We start from the raw sequence: 23,375 nt of genomic DNA, 5'->3' as shown, positions 1-23,375 counted from the left end.
CCCGATGGCCAGGACGGCACAGGACACCGGAAACGGTCAGGCCTCCGGCCTGGACCAACTGCGCGACGAACTCGCCAACTTCGTCGGCGCCCAGGTGGGAAATCTGGCCGACAAAGCGGGCGACAAAGTCGCCGACCTCACCGACCAGTTGATGGGTGTGGCCGAGAACGGCGGAGTGCTCCCCAAGGCCGGTCTGAGGATTCTCCAAGGCGACTCCCCCCTCAAGGCCCTCGGAGGCGGCGTGCTCGACAAGGCGAAGCAGGTGCTCGGCGGCGGCAAGAAGGGCAAGGGCCGCAAGTCCGGAACGCAGAAGGTGACGAACATCGTCGAGGTCCAGGACGTCGGCGTCCCCATCCGGTTCGCGTACGACCACTGGACCCAGTTCGAGAAGTTCAGCGCTTTCACCAAGGGAGTCCGCAGCGTCTCCAAGGGCGACGACACGACAAGCGACTGGAAGGTCAAGGTCGGCCCTTCGACCCGCGGCTGGAAGGCCACGGTCGTGGAGCAGGTCCCCGACGAGCGCATCGTCTGGAGTTCCGACGGCGCCAAGGGCACCACGCGCGGCTGCGTCAGCTTCCACGAACTCACGCCCACTCTGACCCGCATCGTCCTCGTCGTCGAGTACTACCCCTCGGGTCTTTTCGAGAAGACCGGCAACCTCTGGCGCGCCCAGGGCCGGCGGCTGCGCCTCGACTTCAAGCACTTCCTGCGGTACGTCTCGCTCACCAACGAGGAGCCCGAGGGCTGGCGGGGCGAGATCCGCGACGGCGAGGTCGTGCGCACGCATGAGGAGGCCCTGGAGGCGGAGGAGACCGAAGAGGGCGAGGAAGGCGAGGAAGAGTACCCCGAGGAAGAGGAAGTGGAAGAGCCGGAGGACGAGGGCTACCCCGAAGACGAGGAAGACGAAGAGGAAGACGAGGAGGACGAGGAGTACCCCGAGGAAGAGGAAGAGCCGGAGGACGAGGAAGAGCCCGAGGACGAGGAAGAACCGGAGGACGAGGACGAGGAGTACGAGGACGAGGAGGAGTACGCGGGCGCCCGGCGTTGACGCCCCGTCACTCCCCGGCCCCCGTGCGCCGGCGGGCCGTGGTCGCCACGGCCCGCCGCGCGTCGTGTCACCCCGTCACCTCGTCAGGCGGCGGATCTCCAGGGTGTTGTCCACACGGGTCGTGGGCCGCCCGTCGGGGTCGTTCTGGATGCGCTCGTGCTCGTCGGTCAGCAGCACCTCCCACTCCCCCTCGGGGAGTCCGAGGCTCTCCAGCACCTCCTGCGGCGTCGGGAAGTGCACCTCCGGGTGCGGATCGGTCTGCCAGGCCGGGAACCCGGCGTGTCCCACGACGAGCAGCACGCCGCCGGGGGCCACCGCGGCCGCGGCGGCGCGCAGGATGCGCTCGCGGGGCATGTCGTTCGGCGAGTGCAGGAACTGCGCGGAGACGAGGTCGTAGGTGCCCTCGGGGAAGGTCTCGCCCAGGTCGTGCCGCTGCCAGTCGATGAGGTCGTCGGCGATGCCCTCCGCCTTGGCGTGGGAGGCGGCGCGCTCCAGGGCGACGCGGGAGATGTCGACGGCGGTGACCCGCCACCCCTGCCGGGCCAGCCAGACCGCGTCGGCGCCCTCGCCGCAGCCCAGGTCGAGCGCCGTACCGGGCTTCAGGGCCCCGGCCTCGCGGACCAGGACGTTGTTGGGCTTGCCGCTCCAGACACGGTCGCTCCCGGCGTACCGGGCGTCCCAGAACTCCGCCTCGGACTCGGCGCCGGTCGCGCTGGTGGTGCCGTCGGTCATGGATGTCGTCTCCTCGTGCCGTGGGCGTGGACCTGCCCCCGACGATGCGGTCCCGCACACCCGCCGGGCAAGCCTTCTTGCCGGTTCGGCAACACCTCCGCCCCCGCCCTCTGCCCCGGCAGCGGGTCCGCGCCTATGTTGGGTGTCATGGACACCACGTCGACTGACGACCACCCGCTGCGTCACCTCACGCTCGACCAGCTCCGGCGCCGGACGAGCATGAAGTGGCGCTCCCATCCGGAGGACGTGCTCCCGCTGTGGGTGGCGGAGATGGACGTGCCGCTGGCCGCGCCCGTGGCCCGCGCGCTCACGGAGGCGATCGCGGTCGGCGACACGGGGTATCCGGCGGGCACCGCGTACGCGGAGGCGCTGGCGGACTTCGCCCGCGAGCGGTGGGGCTGGGACGGCCTGGCCGTGGAGCGCGCCTCGATCGTGCCCGACGTGATGCTCGGCGTCGTCGAGATGCTGAAGCTCGTCACGGACCCCGGCGACCCGGTGGTCGTCAACTGCCCGGTGTACCCGCCGTTCTACCAGTTCGTGGCGCACATGGACCGCCGCGTGGTGGAGGCCCCGCTCGGCCCCGGCCTGCGGCTGGATCTGGCGGCGCTGGAGGAGGCTTTCGCCCGGTCCACGGCCGTCGGCGGCCGGGCCGCCTACCTGCTGTGCAGCCCGCACAATCCGACCGGCACCGTGCACACCGCCGGGGAGCTGGCCGCGGTGGCGGAGCTGGCCGGGACGTACGGGGTGCGGGTCGTGGCGGACGAGATCCACGCGCCGCTGGTGACCGCCGAGGCGGCGTTCGTGCCGTACCTGAGCGTGCCCGGCGGCGAGAGCGCCCTGTCCCTGATGTCCGCTTCGAAGGCGTGGAACCTGGCCGGTCTGAAGGCGGCCCTCGCCCTGGCCGGGCCGGCCGCGGCGGACGACCTGGCGCGCATGCCGGAGGAGGTCAGCCACGGGCCGAGCCACCTCGGCGTCATCGCGCACACGGCCGCGTTGCGCCACGGCGGACCGTGGCTCGACGCCGTGCTGGACGACCTCGCGCACAACCGGCGGCTGCTCTCCGGACTGCTGGCCGAGCACCTGCCGGCGATCGGCTACCACCCGGCCCCGGGCACCTATCTGGCCTGGCTGGACTGCCGGGAGCTGGGCCTGGGCGACGACCCGGCCGCCGCCTTCCTCGACCGCGGCCGGGTCGCCCTCAGCGCGGGGCCCGACTTCGGCACAGGCGGCGACGGGCACGCGCGGCTGAACCTCGCGACGACGCCCGAGGTGCTCACGGAGGCGGTGCGCCGTATGGCCAAGGCAATCGGCTGACGCTCGCGCCGAGGTCTGAAACGCCCCCGGCCGGGTAGCCGCCGAGAGACCGGGGCAGGCATCGGACGAGGCCGCCAGGGTGCCGGGCGCCGGGACCCCCGGGACGGCGAGGTGAGGTGCCCGGGCGCTCACGGCGGCCCAGGGAGGCGAGGATCGTGGCGCACGACCCCGCGCCCCGCAACGGCGGTGCTCTGCGCGTCGTCGTCGTGGGGGCGACCGGAAACGTCGGCACCAGCCTGGTGCGGGCGCTCGGCGACGACCCGGCGGTGGCCGACGTCGTCGGCATCGCCCGGAGGACCCCCCAGGACTGGCGACCCGCCCGCACCTCGTGGGTGCACGCGGACCTCGCCGACGACAGGACGCGTCTGGTGGAGCATCTGCGCGGCGCCGACGCCGTCGTGCACCTGGCCTGGCTGCTGCAGCCCACCCACGACCCGTCGGTGACCTGGCGTACCAACGTCCTGGGAAGCATCCGCGTCTTCGAGGCGACCGTCGCGGCCGGTGTGCCGGTCCTGGTGTACGCCTCGTCGGTGGCGGCGTACTCGCCCGGCCCGAAGCGGTACCCGGTCGACGAGTCGTGGCCCACGCACGGCTGGCCGGGGGCCGCGTACTGCCGGGAGAAGGCGTACGTCGAGCGTTGTCTCGACAGTTTCGAGCGGGAGCACCCGCGGCTGCGGGTGGTGCGCATGCGGCCGGGCTTCATCTTCAAGCGGGAGTCCGCCGCCCAGCAACGCCGCTTGTTCGCCGGGCCGTTCCTGCCGAACCGGCTGGTGCGGCCGCGCCTTGTGCCGGTCGTCCCCGACATGCGCGGTCTGCGTTTCCAGGCGCTCCATTCCGACGACGCGGCCGAGGCCTACCGGGCGGCGCTGCACCGCCCCGTACGCGGGGCCTTCAACCTGGCGGCCGATCCGCCGCTGGACGCGGGGGAACTCGCCGCGCTGCTCGGGGCGCAGGTCGTCCGCATGCCGCGCGGCGCGGTGCGGGCGGCGCTGGCCGGGGCGTGGCGGCTGCACCTGGTGCCCTCGTCCCCCGGCCTGTTCGACGCGGTCGTGAGGCTGCCGCTGATGGACACCGCGCGGGCCCGCCGCGAACTGGGCTGGGAGCCGCGCCACACCGCCACGCAGGCGATCGAGGAGTTCCTCGCGGGGCTGCGCGAGGGCGCGGGCGACGCCTCGACCGCCCCGCTGGCACCGGGCGGGGCCGGCGGCCGGCTCCACGAGGTCGCGACCGGTGTCGGCTCACGGCCCTGATGGCTTTGCGGGCGCGCCGGTGCAGCGGGGTGCGGTCATGGCCTTTCGTCGGCGCGGAGCCGCTCGGTGTCCTGCGGGGCGGCCTTGGGCACCGTGTCGTCGTGACCGTCGTCCGGACCCCCGTCCGGGCGCGCCCGGGCCCGCTCGAGCTCGGCGTCAAACTCCAGGCCGAGCAGGACGGCGATGTTGGAGATCCACAGCCAGACGAGGAAGACGATGATCGCCGCCAGGCTGCCGTAGAGCCTGTTGTAGTTGCTGAAGTTGGTCACGTACAGGCTGAAGAGCGCGGAGGCCGCGGCCCAGATGACCACGGCCAGGAAGCTGCCGGGGCTGACCCAGCGGAAGCCGCCGTGCTTCACGTTGGGGGCGGCCCAGTACAGCAGCGCGAGAACCAGGCCGAACAGCACGAGCATCACCGGCCATTTGACGATGCCCCACACGCCGAGCGCGGCGTCGCCCACCCCCAGCACCTGGCCCGTCCTGCGAGCCAGTGCCCCGGTGAAGACCACGCCGATCGCGATGAGCGCCGTGACCACCAGCAGCACCACGGGGATGACGAACCTGCCTGCCAGGGTCTTCCACAAGGGCCTGCCCTCGTCGATGTCGTAGAGCGCGTTGGCGGCCCGCATGAAGGTCGCGACGTAGCCGGAGGACGACCACACGGCGACAGCGGCGCCGATCGCGAGGGCGAGCCCCCCTCTGCCGACGCCGTGCTGGAGCTGCCCGAGCACACCGGTCAGCGTGTCGCGGACCGGTCCGGGCGCGAGACCGCTCGCGTTGGCGATCAGGGGTTTGACACTGGGCCCGCCGAGCAGGCCGACGGCCGAGACGATGACCAGGAGCGCGGGGAAGACCGACAGCACGGCGTAGTAGGTCAGCGCCGCGGCCCAGTCGGTCAGGTGGTCCGCCCAGAACTCCTTCACCGTGCGCCGGAGCACCACCCGCCAGGACTCCTGAGGGAGCTCGGTGGGCGTGCGGGCGCCGGTCTGCAGGTGACGAGCCATGCGCGTTCACCGCCTCGGGGCACATCTGCCCCACGAGAACCACCACAAAACGCATCAGAACACCATGAACCGCTCTCCACGGGGTGGACACCGCATGGAGCGATGACTGCCGCTCAGTGCCGGAGCGCGACCTTCGCCGCCACGATGACCAGGCCCAGCACCAGGTTCACGATCCCCACCGACACCACCGCCCAGCGGGACGCGCCCACGCGGATGACGGCGGCGCCGGCCCACCCGACCTGCTGGGCGACGGCGATGGTCAGGGCCAGCCACGCCGCGCCCTCCCGCCCGAGCCCGAGCAGCGGGCTCACCGCGACCGCGGCCGCCGGCAGCAGCGCGGCCTGCACGATCGGCCACTCGCGGACGCACTCGTGGCGGATCTCGCGCCAGGTGGCCTTCCCCCTGCGCAGGCGGTCGCCGACGAAGCCGGCGTAGACGTGCGCGGCCCAAAAAACCAGGCCGGTGCAGATCAGCAGCACCACCAGCTCCAGCCGCGGGTACGGGCCCGCCGAGCCGGCCCCGGCCACCACCGAGGCGGCCAGGAGCGATCCGTAGACGGCCCCGGTGTAGTCGGCGCGGCCCGTGCCGGGAGCCTCCCGGCCGGTGAGGTCCCGCGGGGCGGATCCGGCTGCCACCCCTTCAGGATCACCGAGCCGGTCCGGCCCCGCACGGCCGGACCGCAACCGCCGCGCCCCGCGCACGCCGCTCACAGCGACGGCGACGGACGGCTCCGCTCGGCCCGGATGGCCTCGTCGTCCGCCGTGCGGCGGGTCCCCGGGCCTCGGCGGGCCGGCCACCAGGGAGGGGCCTCGACGAGCCGGCGTCCGAGGAGGTCCCGCTCCAGCCGTCTCCGCATGGCGGGGAGGGCGGTGTCGACCGGGTCACCCGCAGGTCGGTGTGGAGCGGGTGCCGACCCACGGGTGACTCCGTGAACAGGGCCTGCGGCACGGGCGCCGCGCGGCCTTCCGTGGGCGTCCCCCGAGGCCGCGTCCGTCACAGGTACCGCCTCGGGCGGCGAGTCGGCCCCCGCCCGGAACGCGACGTCCGAATCCCGCCAGCGACCCCCGCGCGCGATGCCGCACAGTGGAGGGGTGACGAGCGAGACGACCGACGAGGACAGCAGGTACGAGGCGGTGTGCAGCCGCGACGCGCGCTTCGACGGCGAGTTCTTCTTCGCGGTGACGACGACGGGCATCTACTGCCGCCCCAGCTGCCCGGCGGTCACGCCCAAGCGGCGCAACGTCCGGTTCTTCCGTACGGCGGCGGCAGCCCAGGGGGCGGGGTTCCGGGCCTGCCGGCGGTGCCGCCCGGACGCGGTGCCGGGGTCCGCCGCGTGGAACGCGCGGGCCGACGTGGTGGGTCGCGCGATGCGCCTGATCGGCGACGGCGTCGTGGACCGGGAGGGCGTCGCGGGGCTGGCGGCACGGCTCGGGTACAGCGCGCGGCAGGTGCAGCGGCAGCTCAAGGCCGAGGTGGGGGCGGGACCGATCGCCCTCGCGCGTGCGCAGCGGGCGCACACCGCCCGCATCCTGTTGCGGACCACGGACATGCAGGCCGCGGAGATCGCCTTCGCGGCCGGTTTCGCGAGCGTACGGCAGTTCAACGACACGATCCGGGAGGTGTACGCGCTCACGCCGACCGCGCTGCGGCAGGCACGCCCCGCCCGGCACACGGCCGCCGCGGCCGCGGCCGGCGTGCCCCTGCGGCTGGCGTACCGCGGGCCGTACGACACCGGGCAGGTCTTCGACTACCTGGCGGCCCGCGCGATCGCCGGCGTCGAGGAGGTCACGGGGAGCCACGGCCGGCGGGTCTACCGGCGGACGCTCCGGCTGCCGCACGGGCCCGCGGTCGCCGAGGTCGAGGAGGCGCCCGGCAGGGGCGGCGACTGGCTCGAGTGCCGGCTGCACCTGACGGGGCTGCGCGACCTGACCACCGCGACGCAGCGCGTGCGGCGCCTGTTCGACCTGGACGCCGATCCGTACGCGGTCGCGGAACGGCTGTCCGCGGACCCCTCGTTGGGCGCCCTGGCCCGGACCCGCCCCGGACTGCGCGCCCCCGGGGCGACCGACCCGCACGAACTGGCGGTGCGGGCGGTGCTGGGACAGCAGGTCTCCGTGGCGGCGGGTCGCCGGCTCGGCGCCGCGCTGGTCGCCGCCCACGGTGAGCGGCTGACGGCGCCGAGCGGCGGCCTGACCCACCTGTTCCCCGGCGTGGACGCGCTCGCCGGGGCGTCACTGGAGGCGGTCGGCATGCCGCGGGCGCGGCGGGAGACCCTGCGCGGGCTGGCCCGCGCGCTCGCCACCGGCGAGGTCGTCCTCGACCCGGGCGCGGACCGGAACGGCGCCGAGAAGGACCTGCTCGCGGTGCGCGGCATCGGGCCGTGGACGGCCGGGTACATCCGGATGCGCGCCCTCGGCGATCCCGATGTGCTCCTGGAGGGCGACGTCGCGGTGCGCGCGGGGGCCGCGCGTGCCAGTGTCCCGCTGGAGGACGCCGAGGGCTGGCGGCCGTGGCGCACGTACGCCATGCACCTGCTGTGGCGCGCCGATCGACCAGTACGGGCGGAACCCGCAAGAGCGCCGGCGGCGAGAATGCGGCGTCCGAATCCTGCCGGACATCGGTGACCTATCACCGCAAAATCACAGATGTCACTGAATGCATGAGGAAAGGGAAGGACCGATGACGGTCTACACGACCCTCGACAGCCCGCTGGGCGAACTGCTGCTGGTCGGCGAGGAGTCGCCGACCGCGAAGGGTGGCACCGCGCTCTCCTCGCTGTCGGTGCCGAACCAGAGGGGCGGTGTCGTCGCGGCGGACCTGGCGGAGGCGCGTGCCGACGCCGGCGCGTTCACCGGGATCACCCGGCAGTTGCGGGCGTACTTCGCCGGCGAACTGATCGACTTCGACATCGAGTTCACCACCGCGGGAACCGCTTTCCAGCAGCAGGTGTGGAAGGCCCTGGAGACCATCGGCTACGGAACGACGCTCACCTACGCGGACGTCGCCGACACGATGGGCATCCCCCGCACCTCCTCGCGCGCGGTCGGCACCGCGATCGGCCGCAACCCGCTGCTGGTCGTCCGTCCCTGCCACCGCGTGGTCGGCGCCAAGGGAGCGATCACCGGTTACGCGGGAGGGGTGGAGCGCAAGCAGTTGCTGCTGGACCTCGAGGCCGGGCGCCGGACGGCGTGAGGACGTGAGGGCGACGGAGCGGTACGCCATGACCCACCTCGACGCACCGGCAGCGGCACCCGCCTCGCCGCTGGTCCCGCCCGAGGGCCTGGCCGGTCAGGGCGGTGCCCGGTGAGCGCGCTCATCCCCCGTCCCCGGCTGCGGGTGGCGCCGGGCGCGGTACACGTGCCGGGCTGGCTCACCCTGGACGAGCAGCGGGAGCTGGTCGTCGCCTGCCGCGCCTGGGCGATGGGGCCGGTCCCGATCCGGCACACCCGGCTGCCCCGCGGCGGGGTGATGTCGGTGAGTACGGTCTGTATCGGCTGGCACTGGCAGCCGTACCGCTACACCCGTACCGCGGACGACGTGAACGGCGCCCGGGTGGCCCCCTTCCCCGACTGGATGGTGGACCTGGGCCGCCGCGCCCTGGTCGAGGCGTACGAGGACCCGGCGGCGGGCGACGGCTACACCCCGGACACCGCGCTGATCAACTTCTACGACGGCGACGCCAGGCTCGGCATGCACCAGGACAAGGACGAGCGCAGCGACGCCCCCGTCGTGTCGCTGACCATCGGAGACACCTGCGTCTTCCGCTTCGGCAACACCGAGAACCGCAACCGCCCGTACACGGACCTGGAGCTGGCCTCCGGCGACCTGTTCGTCTTCGGCGGCCCGTCCCGCTTCGCCTTCCACGCGGTGCCGAAGGTCCACCCGGGCACGGGCGACCCGGCCACCGGTCTGGCCTCCGGCCGGCTGAACATCACGATGCGGGTCACGGGACTGGACGACGCGACGGTCCGGGGGCGGGCGCCGCGGGCGTGACGGCGCTCCCGGTGCCCGGGCGCAGGCCGGGGGCCAGCGCCAAGGTGACGGCGACGGAGGCGGCGGCCATGACCGCCATAGCGGTCGCCGGGGAGGTGTGCTGGGCGACGGCGCCGGCCAGGGCGGCGCCCAGACCCTGGCAGGCGAGCATGCCCGAGGAGTGGAGCCCCAGGGCGTGCCCGCTGAGTTCGTCCGGGGTGAGGGCCATCAGCCGTTCCTGCAGCAGCAGGCCGGCCGCGTAGCCGACGGAGGCCAGGGCGACGACGGCCGCCGCGAGGGGCAGCCCCGGGTGCAGCGCGAAGACCAGATAGGGGGTCGCGAGCAGCAGTCGCAGCGCGGCGCCCGCGCGTTCGCGCCACCATGGCGGGACGAACCGGCCGGCCATGGTGTCCCCGGCGAGCATGCCGCAGGCCGCGGCGGCCAGGAGCAGCCCGGCGTGGTCCGGAGCGTAGGGCACGAAGAGCGACTCGCAGCCGACGATCAGGCCGTTGGGCACCCAGAGCGCCAGGTACACGTAGCGGCGCGGCCGGGTGGACCACAGCAGCACGTTGGTCCGCCAGGTCTCGGCCGCCGAGGGGCGGCCGCCGGCGCGCGGGGGCCTGGCGCGCAGTCCGGTCAGGGCGGCGGCCGCGGCCGCGAGGTAGAGGGCCGCGCCGGCGAGCAGGACCCCGCGCGGGGACAGGGCGGCCAGAAGCAGACCGCCGGCGGCGAAGCCGCAGATCTGCATGGTGCCCGTCGCCATGTTCAGCACGGAACGGCCCAGCAGGAAGCCGCCCTTGGGGAGGATCTCGTGGAGCAGTCCGTAACGCACCCCGCCGCCCAGGGACGCCACCAAACCCTCGGCGGTCAGGACGACGAAGACGGCCCATACCGGCAGACCGGGGACGGCCGGCACGGCGGTGCCGAGGGCGAAGAACAGGGCGACGGCCGTGAGCGCGGCGCGCGGCGGCAGCCGGTCGGCCGCCGACAGCAGGGTCGTCGCCCCGGCCACCTGCGCGAGGGACGGGCCGAACATCGCGAGGGCGGACAGCAGCGGCGAGCCCGTGGCGTCGTAGACCAGGGTGCCCAGGGCCAGCCCGCTCACCGTCTGCGCCGCGACCTGTCCGGTGGAGACCAGGAACAGTGGGGTGAACTCCCGTGTGCGGAAGAGCTCTTGGTAGGTGCGCATGAACGCGAGTGTCGGCGGCGCCGGTTCGGGCGGTTAATGTTTCGCACACGCGCGAAAGGTGGGGAGGGCGGGGCATGGGCTGGTGGCTGGTCGACTCGGAGACGCTGGTGGGCAGCCGGTTCGTCGTCTCCCCGCTGGCCGAGGCCATCGCGGCCCTCAAGCTGCTCGACCGGGGCACCGCCGCCCACCCCGGGGAACGCGCCTGGCTCGGCGCGCACCTGCCGGCGTACCGGGAGCGGCTGGCCGGCGACCCGGTGACCGGGCTGCTGGTGCGTGCCGCCCTGGGGCGCACCTGGAACGCCGACTTCCTCACGCCCACGCCCTCCGGCGAGGGCAGCCCGGGCTTCGAGGAGGAGCTGACGCGGATCCGGGAGACCCCGCCGGAGGCCGCCCGTGAGCATCTGACCGTGTCGCTCGGCGGGCCGCTCCCCGACCCGCTGCGCCGCACGGACCTGCCGGTGCGCGCGGCGGACGTCGTCGCCTGGGTGTGGACGCACACGGTGCTGCCGGACTGGCCGCGCCGCCGGCGGGTCATCGAGGCCGACATCGTGGCGCGCACCGCGCAGTTGGGCCGCGGCGGCTGGGCGGAGGCGCTGGACGACATGCGCCGGGGGATGCGCTGGCTCGGCGAGGGCCGGTTGCAGATCAACACCCGGGACCACCCGCCGCGCGACCTGTCCGGCGCCCGGCTGATGTTCGTGCCCGTCACCCCGCGCACCGGCTGGGTGTCCTGGGACGAGGCCGTGCGGTACGCGGTGGTGTACCCGTGCTCGGGGGCGCTGGCCGAGGCGGGGCGGCAGCGGGTCCCCGAGGCGCTGGGCGCGCTGCTCGGACCGGCGCGCGCGGCGGTGCTGATGCTGCTCGCGACACCGCTGAGCACCACGCAGCTGGTCGCCCTGACCGGTCAGGGGCTGGGCTCGGTGGGGCGCCATCTGAAGGTGCTGCTCGACGCCCGTCTGGTGCGGCGCCGGCGGGCGGGGCGTTCCGTGCTCTACTACCGGACGGAGACCGGCGACGCCCTGGTCGCGGCCCAGCAGGACGGCTGAGGGAAGGAGCACCGGGCATGGTCCACAGACCCGTGGCGTTCGACGAGCTCGACCGCAAGATCGTCGCGGCCCTGATCGTGAACGCCAGGACGAGCTTCGCCGAGATCGGCGCGGACATCGGCCTGTCGGCCACCGCCGTCAAGCGGCGGGTGGACCGGCTGCGCGAGTCCGGGATCATCACCGGCTTCACCGCCACGGTCCGGCCCGCCGCCCTGGGCTGGCGCACCGAGGCCTACGTGGAGGTGTACTGCGAGGGCGCGGCGCCGCCCCGGCGGCTGGCCGAGGTCGTCAGGAACCACCCGGAGATCACGGCGGCGATGACGGTGACCGGCGGAGCGGACGCCCTGCTGCACGTCCGGGCCACCGACGTCGGGCACTTCGAGGAGGTCCTGGAGCGGATCAGGACCGAGCCCTTCATCCGCAAGACGATCAGCTACATGGTGCTGTCGCACCTGCTGCCGGAGAGCCCGGAGGCGGGGGCGGGACGGTCCGCCGCGGAGAGCGCAGCGGAGCTGCGCTGAAGGGCCCTTCCACGCAGCATCGTTGCGCCTGTGCGCAGCGCCCCGATCTTGTCGCCCACGGCCTCCGCTTCCTACCGTTGAGCTGTTCCCCGGCCGTCCCGCAGGAAGCGGAGGAGTTCGCCGTGCCCGAGAACCGTGTGGCCCGCCCCCGGCGTTATCTGGTCTGCCCTCCGGAGCACTTCGACGTGCGCTACGCGATCAATCCGTGGATGCGGGAGGGCGTGCGGGTCGACACCGCGCTCGCCCGGGAGCAGTGGACCGCGCTGATGCGGGCCTACCGGGAGCACGGTCACACGGTGGAGACCGTCGCGCCGGTCCCGGGGCTGCCCGACATGGTGTTCGCCGCCAACTCGGCGCTGGTGGTGGAGGGGCGGGTGTTCGGCTCGTCCTTCCACGCGCCCGAACGCCGCCGGGAGGCTGACGAGTACGCCGCCTGGTTCAAGGCGGCCGGCTTCGACGTGCACCGCCCGGAGTCGGTCTGCGAGGGCGAGGGCGACCTGGTGCCGGTCGGCGGGTTCGTCCTGGCCGGTACGGGCTTCCGTACGGTCCGGGCCGCGCACCACGAGGTGCAGGAGTTCTTCGGCGTGCCGACGATCGGCCTGCAGTTGGTGGACCCGCGCTTCTACCACCTGGACACCGCGCTGTTCGTCCTCGACGACGGGGCCGCCGGCGGCCCGGCGAACATCGCGTACCACCCGGAGGCGTTCTCCGCCGGGAGCCGCGAGGTGCTGCGCCGGATGTTCCCGGACGCGGTGGTCGCCACCGCGGACGACGCGCTGGCGTTCGGCCTCAACTCGGTGTCCGACGGGCGCCACGTGTTCGTGGCGCCGGCGGCGACGGGGCTGATCGAGCAGCTCGCCGGGCGGGGCTACGTGCCCGTCCCCGTCAGCCTCACGGAGTTCCACAAGGCCGGCGGGGGCATCAAGTGCTGCACGCAGGAGCTCCGCCCGGCGCCCTGACGCATTGAGGCCGTCCCCGGGAGGTCACCGCCCGGGGACCCTGCCCGCGGTCATACGGGCAGGGACCGGTTGAACAGCCGCACTTGGCCGCGGGCGATCGGCCGGCCCGCGGCGTCGGTGATCACCACCAGCCACAGCTGCAGGCTCCGGCCCTGCTGCAGGGGCGTGCCGAGGACGTCGAGGCGGCCCTTGACGTACGGGAGCAGGAAGTCGGTCTGGTTGCTCACGCCGACGGCGAACCGTCCCTCGGACCGGACCGCACAGGAGGCGCCGACGCTCGCCACGCTCTCGATGACGGTGGAGTAGAGGCCGCCGTGCGTGATCCCCCACGGGGTGTGGTGCTCCTCGGTGGCCTCCAGGTGGGCAATGACCTCCCGCGCGCTGATGGTGTCGAAATGCAGCCCGACGGCGCGCAGGAAGGCACCGGCGGCTTCCGGGTCGAGGTCCGGGTGGGTCGGCTCCGTCATCGTGGCTGTCTCCTGTCGTGCCGCGCCGTGGGCGCGGTCAGCGGGCCCGCGGAGCGGGGCGGTTGCCGATCAGCACGAGGGCCGCGACGGCGGCGGCCGCCAGGCCCACGCCGGGGATGAGCACGGCCAGGTGCAGTGCTCCGGTGAAGGCGTCACCGACGGCCGCGGTGACGGTGTCGCGGAGCGCGGCCGGCAGCGTCGAGCCCCGGGCGCCGGTGCCGACGGCCTGGGTCACCTGGTGGGCGACGCCGGAGGCGACGCCACGGTCCGCGAGTTCACCGGGCAGCCGGGAGGCGAGGCCGCTGGTGAGCACGGTGCCCGTGACGGTCGCCCCGAGTGTGCCGCCGACCTGGCGGAAGAGGTTGACGGTGCCGCTGGCCATGCCGCCGTCGGCGTGCTGCACGCTGATGACGGCCACGGCCGTGCTCGGCGGCAGGACGAGGCCCGCACCGGCACCGAACATCGCCATCAGCAGCACGACCACCTCCGTTGAAGAGGTGGGTGTCTGGGCCGTCATCAGCAGCGTGCCCGCCGCGGCGAGCAGGGCGCCGATGCCGAGGGTCGCCTTGAAGCCGATACGGCGCGCGACAGCGGCGGCCACATAGCTGACCAGCACGTAGGAGCCCATCAGCGGCAGGAGCAGCAGGCCCGCGTCGAGGATGGACTCGTGCCGGATCCGCTCGAAGTACAGGACCTGGGCGAAGGCGGTCGCCACGAAGGCGTACTGGGCGATCATCGCGACGACGTTGGCCGTGGCGAAGGAGCGGTCGCGGAAGAGCCGCAGCTTGAGCATGGGCGTACGGGTGCGGGCCTCGTGGATGACGAAGGCGACGAGTGACACGGCGGCGACCGCGAAGGCGGTGACCGCACGGGCGGTGCCGAAGCCGCTGTGGCCGCCCTCGATCAGGCCGTAGTTCAGCGCGCCGATCGCGAGGACCGCCAGCACCAGACCGGGCGGGTCGAGGTGACGTCCGGGCTGCCGGCTCTCGGTGACGAACCGGGGCGTCAGCACCAGCACCAGCACGGCCAGCGCCACGTTGACCAGGAACACCGCGTGCCAGGACCAGCGCTCCAGGATCAGCCCCGCGGCCACCGGCCCGGCGGCCAGGCCTACGCCGGAGACGGCCACCCAGATGCCGACGGCCCGGGTCCTGGCGTGCGGCTCCGCGAACATGTGGGTCACCAGGGACAGGCTGTTCGGCAGGATGGCGGCGCCGCCGAGGCCCATGAGGGCCTGGCCCACGATGACGCCGGTGGCGCCGGAGGCCAGTGAGGTGACCAGACTGCCCGTTCCGAGCAGCAGCATGCCGAGCGCGAAGACGCGCCGCCGGCCGAGGCGGTCGCCGACCGTCCCGGCGGACAGCACGAAGCTGGCGACCATCATCGAGTAGATGCCGGCGATCCATACCAGCTGGGCGCCGGAGACCCGCAGGTCCTGCTGGAGCGGGGCGAGGACGGCGGTGGTCTGGGTGATGTTCACGAACATCGCCATCTGGCCGAGACTCGCGACGACGAAGCCGATCCAGCGCTTCCTCGCCTCCCCCGGGTCCGGTGTCCGCACGGTGGTCGCGGCGTAGGTCGCACCCACGCTCACGGCCGTATCCGAGGCGGCGCTCGGGCTCCTCATGAGCTGTTCCCCTTCCGGCTGAGTTCGACTTTCGAACCCAGTTGGATGGGGACGCTACCACGGCTGAGTTCTGTCGGCGAACTCAGGTAGGATCCGGACATGGAATACCTCGACCAGGACACCTCGAACTGCTCCGTCGGGCGGGCCGTCGGGCTCATCGGTCAGTCCTGGGTGCTGCTGATCCTTCGCGAGGTCACCCGCGGGGTCAGGCGCTTCAGTGACATTCAGGACCACCTCGGCGTCTCCCGCTCGGTGCTGGCCGACCGGCTGGGCGGCCTGGTCGCCCAGGGGCTCCTCGAGCTGCGCACGTACCAGGAGCCCGGCGCCCGGCGCCGCTCCGAGTACGTGCTCACCGAGAAGGGCCGCGATCTGTACCCGCTGCTCACCTCGCTGCGGCAGTGGGGCGACAAGTACCTCGCCGACCCCGAGGGCCCCGCGCTGCTGGCCACCCACCACCACTGCGGCGCGACCGTCCGGGCCCGGCTGGTGTGCGACGTGGGCCATGTGATCGGCGCCCCCGAAGAGGTCGACCGCAGCCCCGGACCCAGCGCCCGGCCCCGCCCCGCCCCGGGCGCCACGGCGTGAGCCCGTCCGGACGGCGGGGACCACCCGTTGGCGACCACCGGTTACGGGAGAGCCACCCACGGCTCACGGCGACGTCACGGCCGCCGGCCGGCCGCCCAGGGCCGTCCATGCCTCCAGGGCGCTCAGCCGCGCGGCGGCGCCGTGCTGTCGCGGACGACGAGTTGCGGCGTCGGCTGGGCCACGTCACGGGCGGGGCGGCCGGCGAGCAGACCGGTCAGTTCCGTCGCCGCGCGCCGGCCGAAGGCCGTCGCGTCGCGGTCCAGGGCGGTCAGGCGGGGATGCGTGGCGCGGCAGAGCGCCGAGTCCTCCCAGGTGACGACCGACAGGTCGCGCGGTACGGACAGGCCCATGCCGAGGGCCACACCGGCGCCCGCGACCGCCATCACGTCGTTGTCGTAGATGATCGCCGTGGGCGGCTCGGGCGCCGCCAGCGCGAGGCGGGTGGCCTCGGCGCCCTGGCCCTCGGAGTAGTCGGTGGTGATCGAGCGCACACCGGCCATCCCCAGGCGCGCGGCCCCCGCCCGCAGCGAGGCGATGCGGCGCGTGGTGTGCGCCAGGCCGGCCAGACCCGCGACGTGCGCGACACGGCGGTGCCCCAGCCCCGCGAGGTGCTCCACGATCGCGCCCATCGCGGCCGCGTCGTCCACCCGGACGCTGGAGATCAGCGGGTACGGGACGGCTGACCGCCGCTCACGGTCCACCTCGCGCCCGCCGACCACGACGGTGGGCAGACCCAGGGAGTCCAGCAGGGCCGGTCGGGGGTCGTCGATCCGCGGGTCCACGACGATGACCCCGTCGACCCGCTGCTCGGCCCACCAACTGCGGTAGACGGCGCACTCCTCCTCGGCGCCCGCCACCACCCGGAAGAGCAGGCCCAGGTGGCGTTCCGACAGTACCTCCTGGATGCCCGAGACCAGTTGAAGGAAGAACGACTCGATGCCCAGCGAGCTCGCCGGGCGGGCGAGCACCAGGCCCACCGTCGCGGCGCCCTCGCCCGACAGGGCCCGCGCGGCGGTGCTGGCCCGCCAGCCGAGCTGGTCGGCGACCCGGCGCACGCGCCGGCGGGTGCTCTCGGAGACCCCGGGGCGGTCGTTGAGGGCGAAGGACACGGCGCTCTCCGAGACGCCGGCCCGCCGGGCGATGTCCTTCATCGTGGGGCGCCTGGCCGGGACGCGGCGGCCGGTCCGGGCAGCGGCCGGCGGCTCCACCGGTGGCTCCTGCGCCGCGATCGTGGGCCCCCTCGGATCGTCCGCCTGACGTCGTACGCGCCGGGCCCCGGACGGCGCGGCGCGAGGGACAGTATCCCCCAGCCAGGCGGGGCGCGCACTAAAGCGCTTGAGCGGCACGGCTCTAAAGCGCATTAGTGTTCACACCTGAATTCCTGTCACACGCCGTTGACCTGCGGCTTGGCAACCCCAAGACACAAATGAGAGCCGCGAGTTGACTTTCCCGGGGCGCGGTGTCACCTTGTCGTGGGCGCCGGCGGCGACTCCCCAGCCGCGCCGATCACGGGACGGACATCCCCCGACCGCCCCGCGACCACCGGTTCCGCCGCCGCGCGCCCACCTCAGCTCGTACGAGATCACGGGAACCGCCATGACACCGCGCTTCGGCGTCAACTACACGCCCAGCCAAGGCTGGTTCCATCACTGGCTCGACTTCGACCTCGACGCCGTGCGCGCCGACCTGGACTCCATCGCGGATCTCGGCCTGGACCACGTCCGGGTCTTCCCGTTGTGGCCGCTGTTCCAGCCCAACCGCACCCTGATCCGGCCGCGCGCCGTCGAGCAGCTGGTCGCGCTGGTCGACGCCGCCGCGGAGCGCGGCCTGGACGTCAACGTGGACGGTCTGCAGGGCCACCTGTCGAGCTTCGACTTCCTGCCGTCCTGGACGGCCACCTGGCACCGCCGGAACATCTTCACCGACCCGGACGTCGTCGCCGCCGAGGCCGAGTACCTGCGCACGCTCGCCGCCGCGCTCGCCGACCGGCCCAACTTCCTCGGCATGACCGTCGGCAACGAGATCAACCAGTTCTCCGGCCCGCCGCACCCCGACCCGGACCCGATCGGCCCGGCCGAGGCGGAGTCCTGGCTGCGCCTCATGCTCGACGCGTGCGAGCGCGGCGCCCCCGGCAAGCTTCACCTGCACGCCGAGTACGACGCCGCCTGGTACCAGGACGACCACGCCTTCACCCCCGCGCAGGCCGCCCGGCTCGGCTTCGCGACCGCGGTCCACTCCTGGGTCTTCAACGGAACGGCCCAGCGCCACGGCCACGCGGGGGTCGCCACCGAGCACCACGCGGCGTACATGATCGAGCTGTCCAAGGCCTGGGCCGTCGATCCGCACCGCCCGGTCTGGCTGCAGGAGGTCGGCGCCCCGGCGCCGGTGGTGCCGCCCGAGCACGCGGCGGCGTTCGCCCGCGCCACCATCGCGGGCGCCCTGGACTGCGCGGACGTGTGGGGGGTGACCTGGTGGTGCTCGCACGACGTCGCCCGGTCCCTCGCCGACTTCCCCGAACTCGAGTACACCCTCGGGCTCCTCACCAACGACCGCGAGGTCAAGCCGGCGGGCGCCGCCGTTGCCCGCGCCGTGGCGGAGCTGCGCGACCGCGGGTACGCGCCGCGGCCCCGGACGACCGCGCTCGTCGTCGACGTGGGCGACGGCCTGACGGCCCCCCACCGGGCCTGCTGCGCCCCCGGCGGCGAGGTGTTCGAGGCGTGGGCCGCGCTGACCGCCCAAGGTGTACGGCCCGCCCTGGTGCTCGCCGAGCTGGCCGCGGACACGGCGCATCTGGCCGCCCGCGGCATCACCGAGGTCGTCACACCCGCCCAGGCCCGCTGAGCCTCCCGCGCCCCGTCCCCCGGCGGGCCCCCGGGCACGGGTCCCGTACCCGTGCCGGGGGGCTCGGGGACGCTCCCGGCCGCATCGCCGGCAGCCCTTTCCCGGGGACGCCGAGGACTGACAGACTCGTCCGGTGACCGAATTCGACCTGCTCGTCATCGGATCCGGCCCGGGTGGCCAGAAGGCCGCCATCGCCGCGGCCAAGCTGGGCCGCCGGGTCGCCGTCGTCGACCGCCCCGACATGGTCGGCGGGGTCTCCATCCACACCGGCACCATCCCGTCGAAGACGCTTCGCGAGGCCGTGCTCTACCTGACCGGGCTCACCCAGCGGGATCTGTACGGCCAGAGTTACCGCCTCAAGGAGGACATCACCATCGCGGACCTGACCGCGCGCACCCAGCACGTGGTGAGCCGCGAGGTGGACGTGATCCGCAGTCAGCTCTCCCGCAACCGCGTCACCATGCTGACCGGGACCGGCCGCTTCACCGACGAACACACCGTCGCCGTGGAGGATCCGTCCGGCCGCGAGGTGCTGGTGACCGCCGAGAACATCGTCATCGCCACCGGAACGCGTCCGGCCCGGCCGTCGACGGTCGAGTTCGACGACCGCACGGTGATGGACTCCGACAGTGTGCTCAACCTGGACCGGGTGCCGCGCTCCATGGTGATCGTCGGCGCCGGCGTCATCGGCATCGAGTACGCCTCGATGTTCGCCGCGCTGGGCAGCAAGGTGACGGTGGTCGAACAGCGTGAGGGGATACTGGACTTCTGCGACGTCGAGGTGGTCGAGGCGCTCAAGTACCACCTGCGGGACCTCGCCGTCACCTTCCGCTTCGGCGAGACCGTGGCGGCCGTGGAGCGGCATCCGACGGGCGCGCTGACCGTCCTGCAGAGCGGCAAGAAGATCCCCGCGGACGCCGTCATGTACTCGGCCGGACGGCAGGGCCTCACCGACGGCCTCGAGCTCGGCAAGGCGGGCCTCGCCGCCGACAAGCGGGGCCGCATATCCGTGGACGAGCACTACCGCACCTCCGTGCCGCACATCTACGCCGTCGGCGACGTCATCGGCTTCCCGGCGCTCGCGGCGACCTCCATGGAGCAGGGCAGGCTCGCCGCCTACCACGCCTGCGGCGAACCGGTGAACGCGATGCACGACCTGCAGCCGATCGGCATCTACACGATCCCGGAGATCAGCTTCGTCGGCCGTACGGAGGACCAGCTCACCGACGACAACGTGCCCTTCGAGGTGGGCGTCTCGCGCTACCGCGAGCTGGCCCGCGGCCAGATCATCGGCGACTCGCACGGCATGCTGAAGCTGCTGGTGTCCACGGAGGACCGCACCCTGCTGGGCGTCCACTGCTTCGGCACCGGCGCCACGGAGCTGCTGCACATCGGCCAGGCGGTGATGGGCTGCGGCGGCACGGTCGACTATCTGGTCGACGCGGTGTTCAACTATCCGACCCTCGCCGAGTCGTACAAGGTGGCCGCCCTCGACGCCACCAACAAGCTCCGCCAGATCAACCGCCTCACCGGCTGAGCCGGGCAGGGCTGTGCGGGGTGTCCCGGCCGGGGCGCCCCGCACGGCGGCAACCACCCGTTCGGAGGGAGACGACGGGGGCGCCGCGTGGCAGCCTCCCGAGGGGGGACGAAAGAGCACGCGCCCCGTGACCCTCCCAGGGAGTACACCCGCCATGGCCACCAGGAAGAACCTCCAGGTCGACCGGACGAGCCTCGCCCACAAGGTCGGCTACGCCGTCCGGCACCCGACGCGGGTCGCCGCGTACGCGCGCCGGGCCGCCCGGGACCGCTGGCTCGCGCACCGGCACCGTGACCACGTGGCGTACTACCGGGCCGTCATGGCCAGCGACACCGCGCGGGACCCCGAGGCCGCCGTCGGCAGCGGCAGCCACGAACGCTGGCTGGCGCTGGGCGCGATGCAGTTCGACTACCTGCGCGAGCACGGCCTGTCGCCGCGGCACCGGCTGCTGGACATCGGGTGCGGCAACCTGCGCGCGGGCCGGCTGCTCATCGACTACCTCGACACCGGCCACTACTACGGCATCGACATCTCCCCCGACATCCTGATCGCGGCCAAGCGCACCGTGACCGCGCAGGGCCTGCAGCGCAAGCTGCCGTACCTCACCCTCACCCGCGACCTGACCTTCGACTTCCTGCCGGAGCGCCACTTCGACGTGGTCCACGCGCACAGCGTCTTCTCCCACTCGCCGCTGGAGGTCATCGACGAGTGCCTGGCCCACGTGGCGCGGATCCTGGCCCCGGGCGGGTGGTTCGACTTCACGTTCGACCGCACCGAGGGGAGGGAACACCACGTGCTGCGGGAGGACTTCTACTACCGCACCCAGACGCTGGTGGACCTGGCCGCCAGGCACGAGCTGAGCGCCCGCTTCATGGAGGACTGGGAACTGCTCGGCCACGGGCAGTCGAAAATCCGCGTCCACGCGGACTGACCCGGGCCGGAGTCGCCTCCCGGCACGCGGGAGAGACCCCGGCCGGATCGCCCCTGACCGGGCTGAGCATGGGCGGCAACGCCGCGCCCCGGGCCGCCGCGTCCCGGACACGCTCTCGGTGCGCTGACGGCGAGCCGTGATCTCCTCCCGCGCCTGGCGGCGGTCACGACACCTGCGGACGGCCCGTCACATAGGGCGCGAGGATGTCGGCAACGGTGCGGTTGCGCGGCGTGGGGACGCCCAGTTCCCGGCCGAGGTCGACGACGCCTCCGCTCAGCCAGGGCAGTTCCAGGCGGTTGCCCTGCTCCAGGTCGTTGTGCATGGAGGAGGTCATCGTGGCGGGCAGCGTGTCGCAGAAGGCCAGTTGCTCGTCGACGAAGGACTCGTCGAGGTGTACGCCCGAGGCCCGGCCGACGGCGACGGCTTCCGCCATGACGTCGCGCAGCAGACCGCGCGTCGCGGGATCGGCGCGGACGACGCCGATCGGCTGGCGCACGGCCGAGGTGGTGCCCGACAGGGCCGTGAGGAACACGAACTTCTGCCAGACGATCCGCGCGATGTCGGCGCTGACCTCGGCGTCGACGCCCGCCTTCTCGCACACCTCGCGGAACTCCTCCGCCCGGGCCGTCGCCTCCCCGTCGTACGGGCCGAAGACCAGTTTCTGCATCGTCCCGCGGTGCGACACGACGCCGGGCTCCTCGATGACGGCGGAGATGTAGCAGACCCCGCCCCACACGGCCTCGGGCGGCAGGTGCCGGCGCAGGACGGCGTCCTTCTGGACGCCGTTCTGCAGGGAGATCACCCGCGCGCCGGCCTCGGCGAGGCCGCGCAGCCCGGCGGCGACGCCCTCGGTGTCCCACAGCTTGACCGCGACCAGCACGATGTCGGCTGGGCCGACGTCGCCGATGTCCGGCACGAACCGGTCGGCCGGTGCCCGGAACTCCCCCAGCGGGCTGCGGACGGCCAGCCCGCCGTTGGCGCGGATCGCCTCCAGATGCCGGCCGCGGGCGACGAAGGTGACCTCGTTGCCCGCCTCCGCGAGGCGGGTGCCGAAGTAGCCCCCGACTCCGCCCGCTCCCACAACCGCTATGCGCACGGCGCGCTCCCTTCCCGGTCCGGCCGATGGCCTAGTAACCGTTTCCAGGGTTATTATTGTCACATGCGCGAGCGTGCACCGGCCACTCCCCGCACCCGCATCACGGCCAAGGTCCGTGAACTGCGCTTCGACGCGGGCTCGCCGGCGCTCGACCTCGTCGCCACCGTGGGCCGCCGCCCGAGCACCCCCGTGGAGCGGCTCGGCGATCGCGACCGGCTGCGCGCCTGGTGCCGCGGCGTCGGCCTCACCCCACGGGACGGGGAGGACGAGACCGCCCTGCTCGGGGCCCTCCACCAGCTGCGCTCCGCCGCCACCGACGTCGTCACCGCGGTCGTCGACGGCCGCACACCGCGAACGGAGTCCGTCCGCCTGGTCAACGAACTGGCCCGTGTCCAGCCGCCCGCGCCCCGTCTGCGCATCGGCACGGACGGACGCCCGAGCTCCGGGACGGAACCGCTGTCGGCCGCCCAGCTGCTCTCCACCGTCGCCCGCGACCTGATCGCGCTGGTCACCGAGCCCCGCCTGCGGGACCGGCTGCGCACCTGCGCGGCGGAGATCTGCGGCATGGTCTACCTGGACCCCGGCAACGCGAAGCCTCGCAAGTGGTGCTCCATGGAGCGCTGCGGCAACAACGCCAAGGCCGCCCGGCACCGGGAGCGCGCCTCGGCTCACGCGGAGGCCGACCCGCCTACGGCGACGCCGGCTGATCGAAGGCGGCGATGAAATGGCCGATATCGCGCCGGCGGGAACCGGCCGGCCACACGGCAGGTCCTGCGGACCGGCGGATCTCCGGCCAGGGGCGACCGCACGACGGTGTCGGGGATCGGCTGCGCCCAGTTCGGCGGGGCGAGCACGAACGCCCGCCCGGTGATGACGGCCGCCGGCTTCACCTCCGCGATCAGCGGCTCCCCTCGCCCGCCTCGGGAGCCACGTCCAGACCGCCTGGTCGTGGTGCGCGAGCACGGCGCCCGCCTCGGAGAACGAGACCGCCCCGGCCTCCGTCGCCGCCGAGTTGACGCTCCGGCGCGGTGACGGTCTGCGACAGCGCCGCTGGCTCACCGTGTGGCCGTCGCGCCACGGCGGACATGCCGCCCTCCTCCGCCTCGGCGACGAAGACCAGTAGCTCCCGCAAGCGCCGGAAGGAAGCATCAACAGGCCAGGCGCGTTCCTCTTGGCCGAACACGCCGACCCCGCCGTGGTGATTCACCGGGCCGACCGGCCCCCGGGAGGTCTCCCGGGGGCCGGGGGGGGGGAGG

The 23,375-nt window shown here is 73.6% G+C and carries 22 protein-coding genes; 14 read left to right on the top strand and 8 right to left on the bottom strand.

Annotated features, from left to right (window positions below; genetic code table 11):
* Positions 1–4 precede the first annotated feature (4 nt).
* Positions 5–1,048: an SRPBCC family protein gene (locus AC3EUJ_RS33425; protein WP_431968113.1), complete on the top strand. Its 1,044-nt coding sequence runs from the start codon at positions 5–7 to the stop codon at positions 1,046–1,048.
* Between the two features lie 75 nt (positions 1,049–1,123).
* Here AC3EUJ_RS33425 and AC3EUJ_RS33420 read toward each other — a convergent pair whose 3' ends face one another.
* Positions 1,124–1,780: an SAM-dependent methyltransferase gene (locus AC3EUJ_RS33420; RefSeq protein WP_431968111.1), complete on the bottom strand. Its 657-nt coding sequence runs from the start codon at positions 1,778–1,780 to the stop codon at positions 1,124–1,126.
* Positions 1,781–1,927: 147 nt separating this feature from the next.
* On the opposite strand from AC3EUJ_RS33420, the gene AC3EUJ_RS33415 reads away from it, so the two are divergent.
* Together AC3EUJ_RS33415 and AC3EUJ_RS33410 are read left to right on the top strand one after the other, a co-directional pair.
* Positions 1,928–3,094, top strand: coding sequence for a MalY/PatB family protein (locus AC3EUJ_RS33415; protein ID WP_431968109.1), 1,167 nt, complete (start codon positions 1,928–1,930; stop codon positions 3,092–3,094).
* 155 nt (positions 3,095–3,249) lie between these two features.
* Entirely contained in the window at positions 3,250–4,344 is a 1,095-nt protein-coding gene (locus tag AC3EUJ_RS33410; RefSeq protein WP_431968107.1) for an NAD-dependent epimerase/dehydratase family protein, read from the top strand.
* 35 nt (positions 4,345–4,379) lie between these two features.
* On the opposite strand, the gene AC3EUJ_RS33405 is transcribed toward AC3EUJ_RS33410, so the two are convergent.
* Complete coding sequence (locus AC3EUJ_RS33405; protein WP_431968105.1) at positions 4,380–5,348, bottom strand: YihY/virulence factor BrkB family protein; 969 nt, start codon at positions 5,346–5,348, stop codon at positions 4,380–4,382.
* Positions 5,349–5,461: 113 nt separating this feature from the next.
* Positions 5,462–5,983: a hypothetical protein gene (locus tag AC3EUJ_RS33400; protein WP_431968103.1), complete on the bottom strand. Its 522-nt coding sequence runs from the start codon at positions 5,981–5,983 to the stop codon at positions 5,462–5,464.
* A gap of 438 nt (positions 5,984–6,421) precedes the next feature.
* Between AC3EUJ_RS33400 and AC3EUJ_RS33395 the strand changes: the two genes are divergently transcribed.
* From AC3EUJ_RS33395 to AC3EUJ_RS33385, 3 genes are all read left to right on the top strand, one after another.
* Entirely contained in the window at positions 6,422–7,972 is a 1,551-nt protein-coding gene (locus tag AC3EUJ_RS33395) for an AlkA N-terminal domain-containing protein (protein WP_431968101.1), read from the top strand.
* 55 nt (positions 7,973–8,027) lie between these two features.
* The gene (locus AC3EUJ_RS33390; RefSeq protein WP_431968099.1) at positions 8,028–8,540 is read left to right on the top strand and encodes a methylated-DNA--[protein]-cysteine S-methyltransferase; all 513 of its coding nucleotides are present in this window, start codon (positions 8,028–8,030) and stop codon (positions 8,538–8,540) included.
* Positions 8,541–8,651: 111 nt separating this feature from the next.
* The gene (locus AC3EUJ_RS33385) at positions 8,652–9,341 is read left to right on the top strand and encodes an alpha-ketoglutarate-dependent dioxygenase AlkB family protein (RefSeq protein WP_431968097.1); all 690 of its coding nucleotides are present in this window, start codon (positions 8,652–8,654) and stop codon (positions 9,339–9,341) included.
* Here AC3EUJ_RS33385 and AC3EUJ_RS33380 read toward each other — a convergent pair.
* The gene (locus tag AC3EUJ_RS33380) at positions 9,292–10,509 is read right to left on the bottom strand and encodes an MFS transporter (protein ID WP_431968095.1); all 1,218 of its coding nucleotides are present in this window, start codon (positions 10,507–10,509) and stop codon (positions 9,292–9,294) included. The two genes, AC3EUJ_RS33385 and AC3EUJ_RS33380, sit on opposite strands and share 50 nt — an antisense overlap.
* 74 nt (positions 10,510–10,583) lie before the next feature.
* Between AC3EUJ_RS33380 and AC3EUJ_RS33375 the strand changes: the two genes are divergently transcribed.
* The 3 genes from AC3EUJ_RS33375 to ddaH all read left to right on the top strand — a co-directional run bounded on the left by AC3EUJ_RS33375 (position 10,584) and on the right by ddaH (position 13,035).
* A complete protein-coding gene (locus AC3EUJ_RS33375) occupies positions 10,584–11,555 on the top strand; it encodes an ArsR family transcriptional regulator (protein ID WP_431968093.1) in 972 nt (323 codons plus the stop codon).
* Between the two features lie 17 nt (positions 11,556–11,572).
* Positions 11,573–12,076, top strand: coding sequence for an Lrp/AsnC family transcriptional regulator (locus AC3EUJ_RS33370; protein ID WP_431968091.1), 504 nt, complete (start codon positions 11,573–11,575; stop codon positions 12,074–12,076).
* Between the two features lie 122 nt (positions 12,077–12,198).
* Entirely contained in the window at positions 12,199–13,035 is an 837-nt protein-coding gene (ddaH, locus tag AC3EUJ_RS33365) for a dimethylargininase (RefSeq protein ID WP_431968089.1), read from the top strand.
* Positions 13,036–13,085: 50 nt separating this feature from the next.
* On the opposite strand, the gene AC3EUJ_RS33360 is transcribed toward ddaH, so the two are convergent.
* A complete protein-coding gene (locus AC3EUJ_RS33360; RefSeq protein WP_431968087.1) occupies positions 13,086–13,502 on the bottom strand; it encodes a PaaI family thioesterase in 417 nt (138 codons plus the stop codon).
* Positions 13,503–13,539: 37 nt separating this feature from the next.
* The gene (locus AC3EUJ_RS33355; RefSeq protein ID WP_431968085.1) at positions 13,540–15,096 is read right to left on the bottom strand and encodes an MFS transporter; all 1,557 of its coding nucleotides are present in this window, start codon (positions 15,094–15,096) and stop codon (positions 13,540–13,542) included.
* A 132-nt stretch (positions 15,097–15,228) separates the two neighbouring features.
* Between AC3EUJ_RS33355 and AC3EUJ_RS33350 the strand changes: the two genes are divergently transcribed.
* Positions 15,229–15,714 carry a winged helix-turn-helix transcriptional regulator gene (locus tag AC3EUJ_RS33350; RefSeq protein ID WP_431968083.1) on the top strand — a complete coding sequence of 162 codons (486 nt, stop codon included), beginning with the start codon at positions 15,229–15,231 and terminating at the stop codon, positions 15,712–15,714.
* 122 nt (positions 15,715–15,836) lie between these two features.
* Here AC3EUJ_RS33350 and AC3EUJ_RS33345 read toward each other — a convergent pair whose 3' ends face one another.
* A complete protein-coding gene (locus AC3EUJ_RS33345) occupies positions 15,837–16,865 on the bottom strand; it encodes a LacI family DNA-binding transcriptional regulator (protein ID WP_431968081.1) in 1,029 nt (342 codons plus the stop codon).
* 445 nt (positions 16,866–17,310) lie between these two features.
* Here AC3EUJ_RS33345 and AC3EUJ_RS33340 point away from each other — a divergent pair, with 445 nt between their 5' ends.
* The 3 genes from AC3EUJ_RS33340 (at position 17,311) to AC3EUJ_RS33330 (ending at position 21,023) form a co-directional block, all read left to right on the top strand.
* Positions 17,311–18,555, top strand: coding sequence for a glycoside hydrolase 5 family protein (locus tag AC3EUJ_RS33340; protein WP_431968079.1), 1,245 nt, complete (start codon positions 17,311–17,313; stop codon positions 18,553–18,555).
* 133 nt (positions 18,556–18,688) lie between these two features.
* The gene (gene sthA, locus AC3EUJ_RS33335; RefSeq protein WP_431968077.1) at positions 18,689–20,092 is read left to right on the top strand and encodes a Si-specific NAD(P)(+) transhydrogenase; all 1,404 of its coding nucleotides are present in this window, start codon (positions 18,689–18,691) and stop codon (positions 20,090–20,092) included.
* Between the two features lie 154 nt (positions 20,093–20,246).
* Positions 20,247–21,023, top strand: coding sequence for a class I SAM-dependent DNA methyltransferase (locus AC3EUJ_RS33330; RefSeq protein WP_431968075.1), 777 nt, complete (start codon positions 20,247–20,249; stop codon positions 21,021–21,023).
* 163 nt (positions 21,024–21,186) lie between these two features.
* Here the strand turns inward: AC3EUJ_RS33330 and AC3EUJ_RS33325 are convergent, their stop codons facing one another.
* Positions 21,187–22,119: a 2-dehydropantoate 2-reductase gene (locus AC3EUJ_RS33325; RefSeq protein WP_431968073.1), complete on the bottom strand. Its 933-nt coding sequence runs from the start codon at positions 22,117–22,119 to the stop codon at positions 21,187–21,189.
* Positions 22,120–22,182: 63 nt separating this feature from the next.
* Here AC3EUJ_RS33325 and AC3EUJ_RS33320 point away from each other — a divergent pair, with 63 nt between their 5' ends.
* Positions 22,183–22,842 (top strand): CGNR zinc finger domain-containing protein, encoded by a 660-nt coding sequence (locus AC3EUJ_RS33320; protein WP_431968071.1) that lies wholly within the window; start codon positions 22,183–22,185, stop codon positions 22,840–22,842.
* Positions 22,843–23,375: the final 533 nt, after the last annotated feature.

Source organism: Actinacidiphila sp. bgisy160, assembly GCF_057707815.1.
The sequence above is the reverse complement of the archived record's forward strand: the minus strand, read 5'-3'. Positions and strand labels throughout refer to the sequence as shown.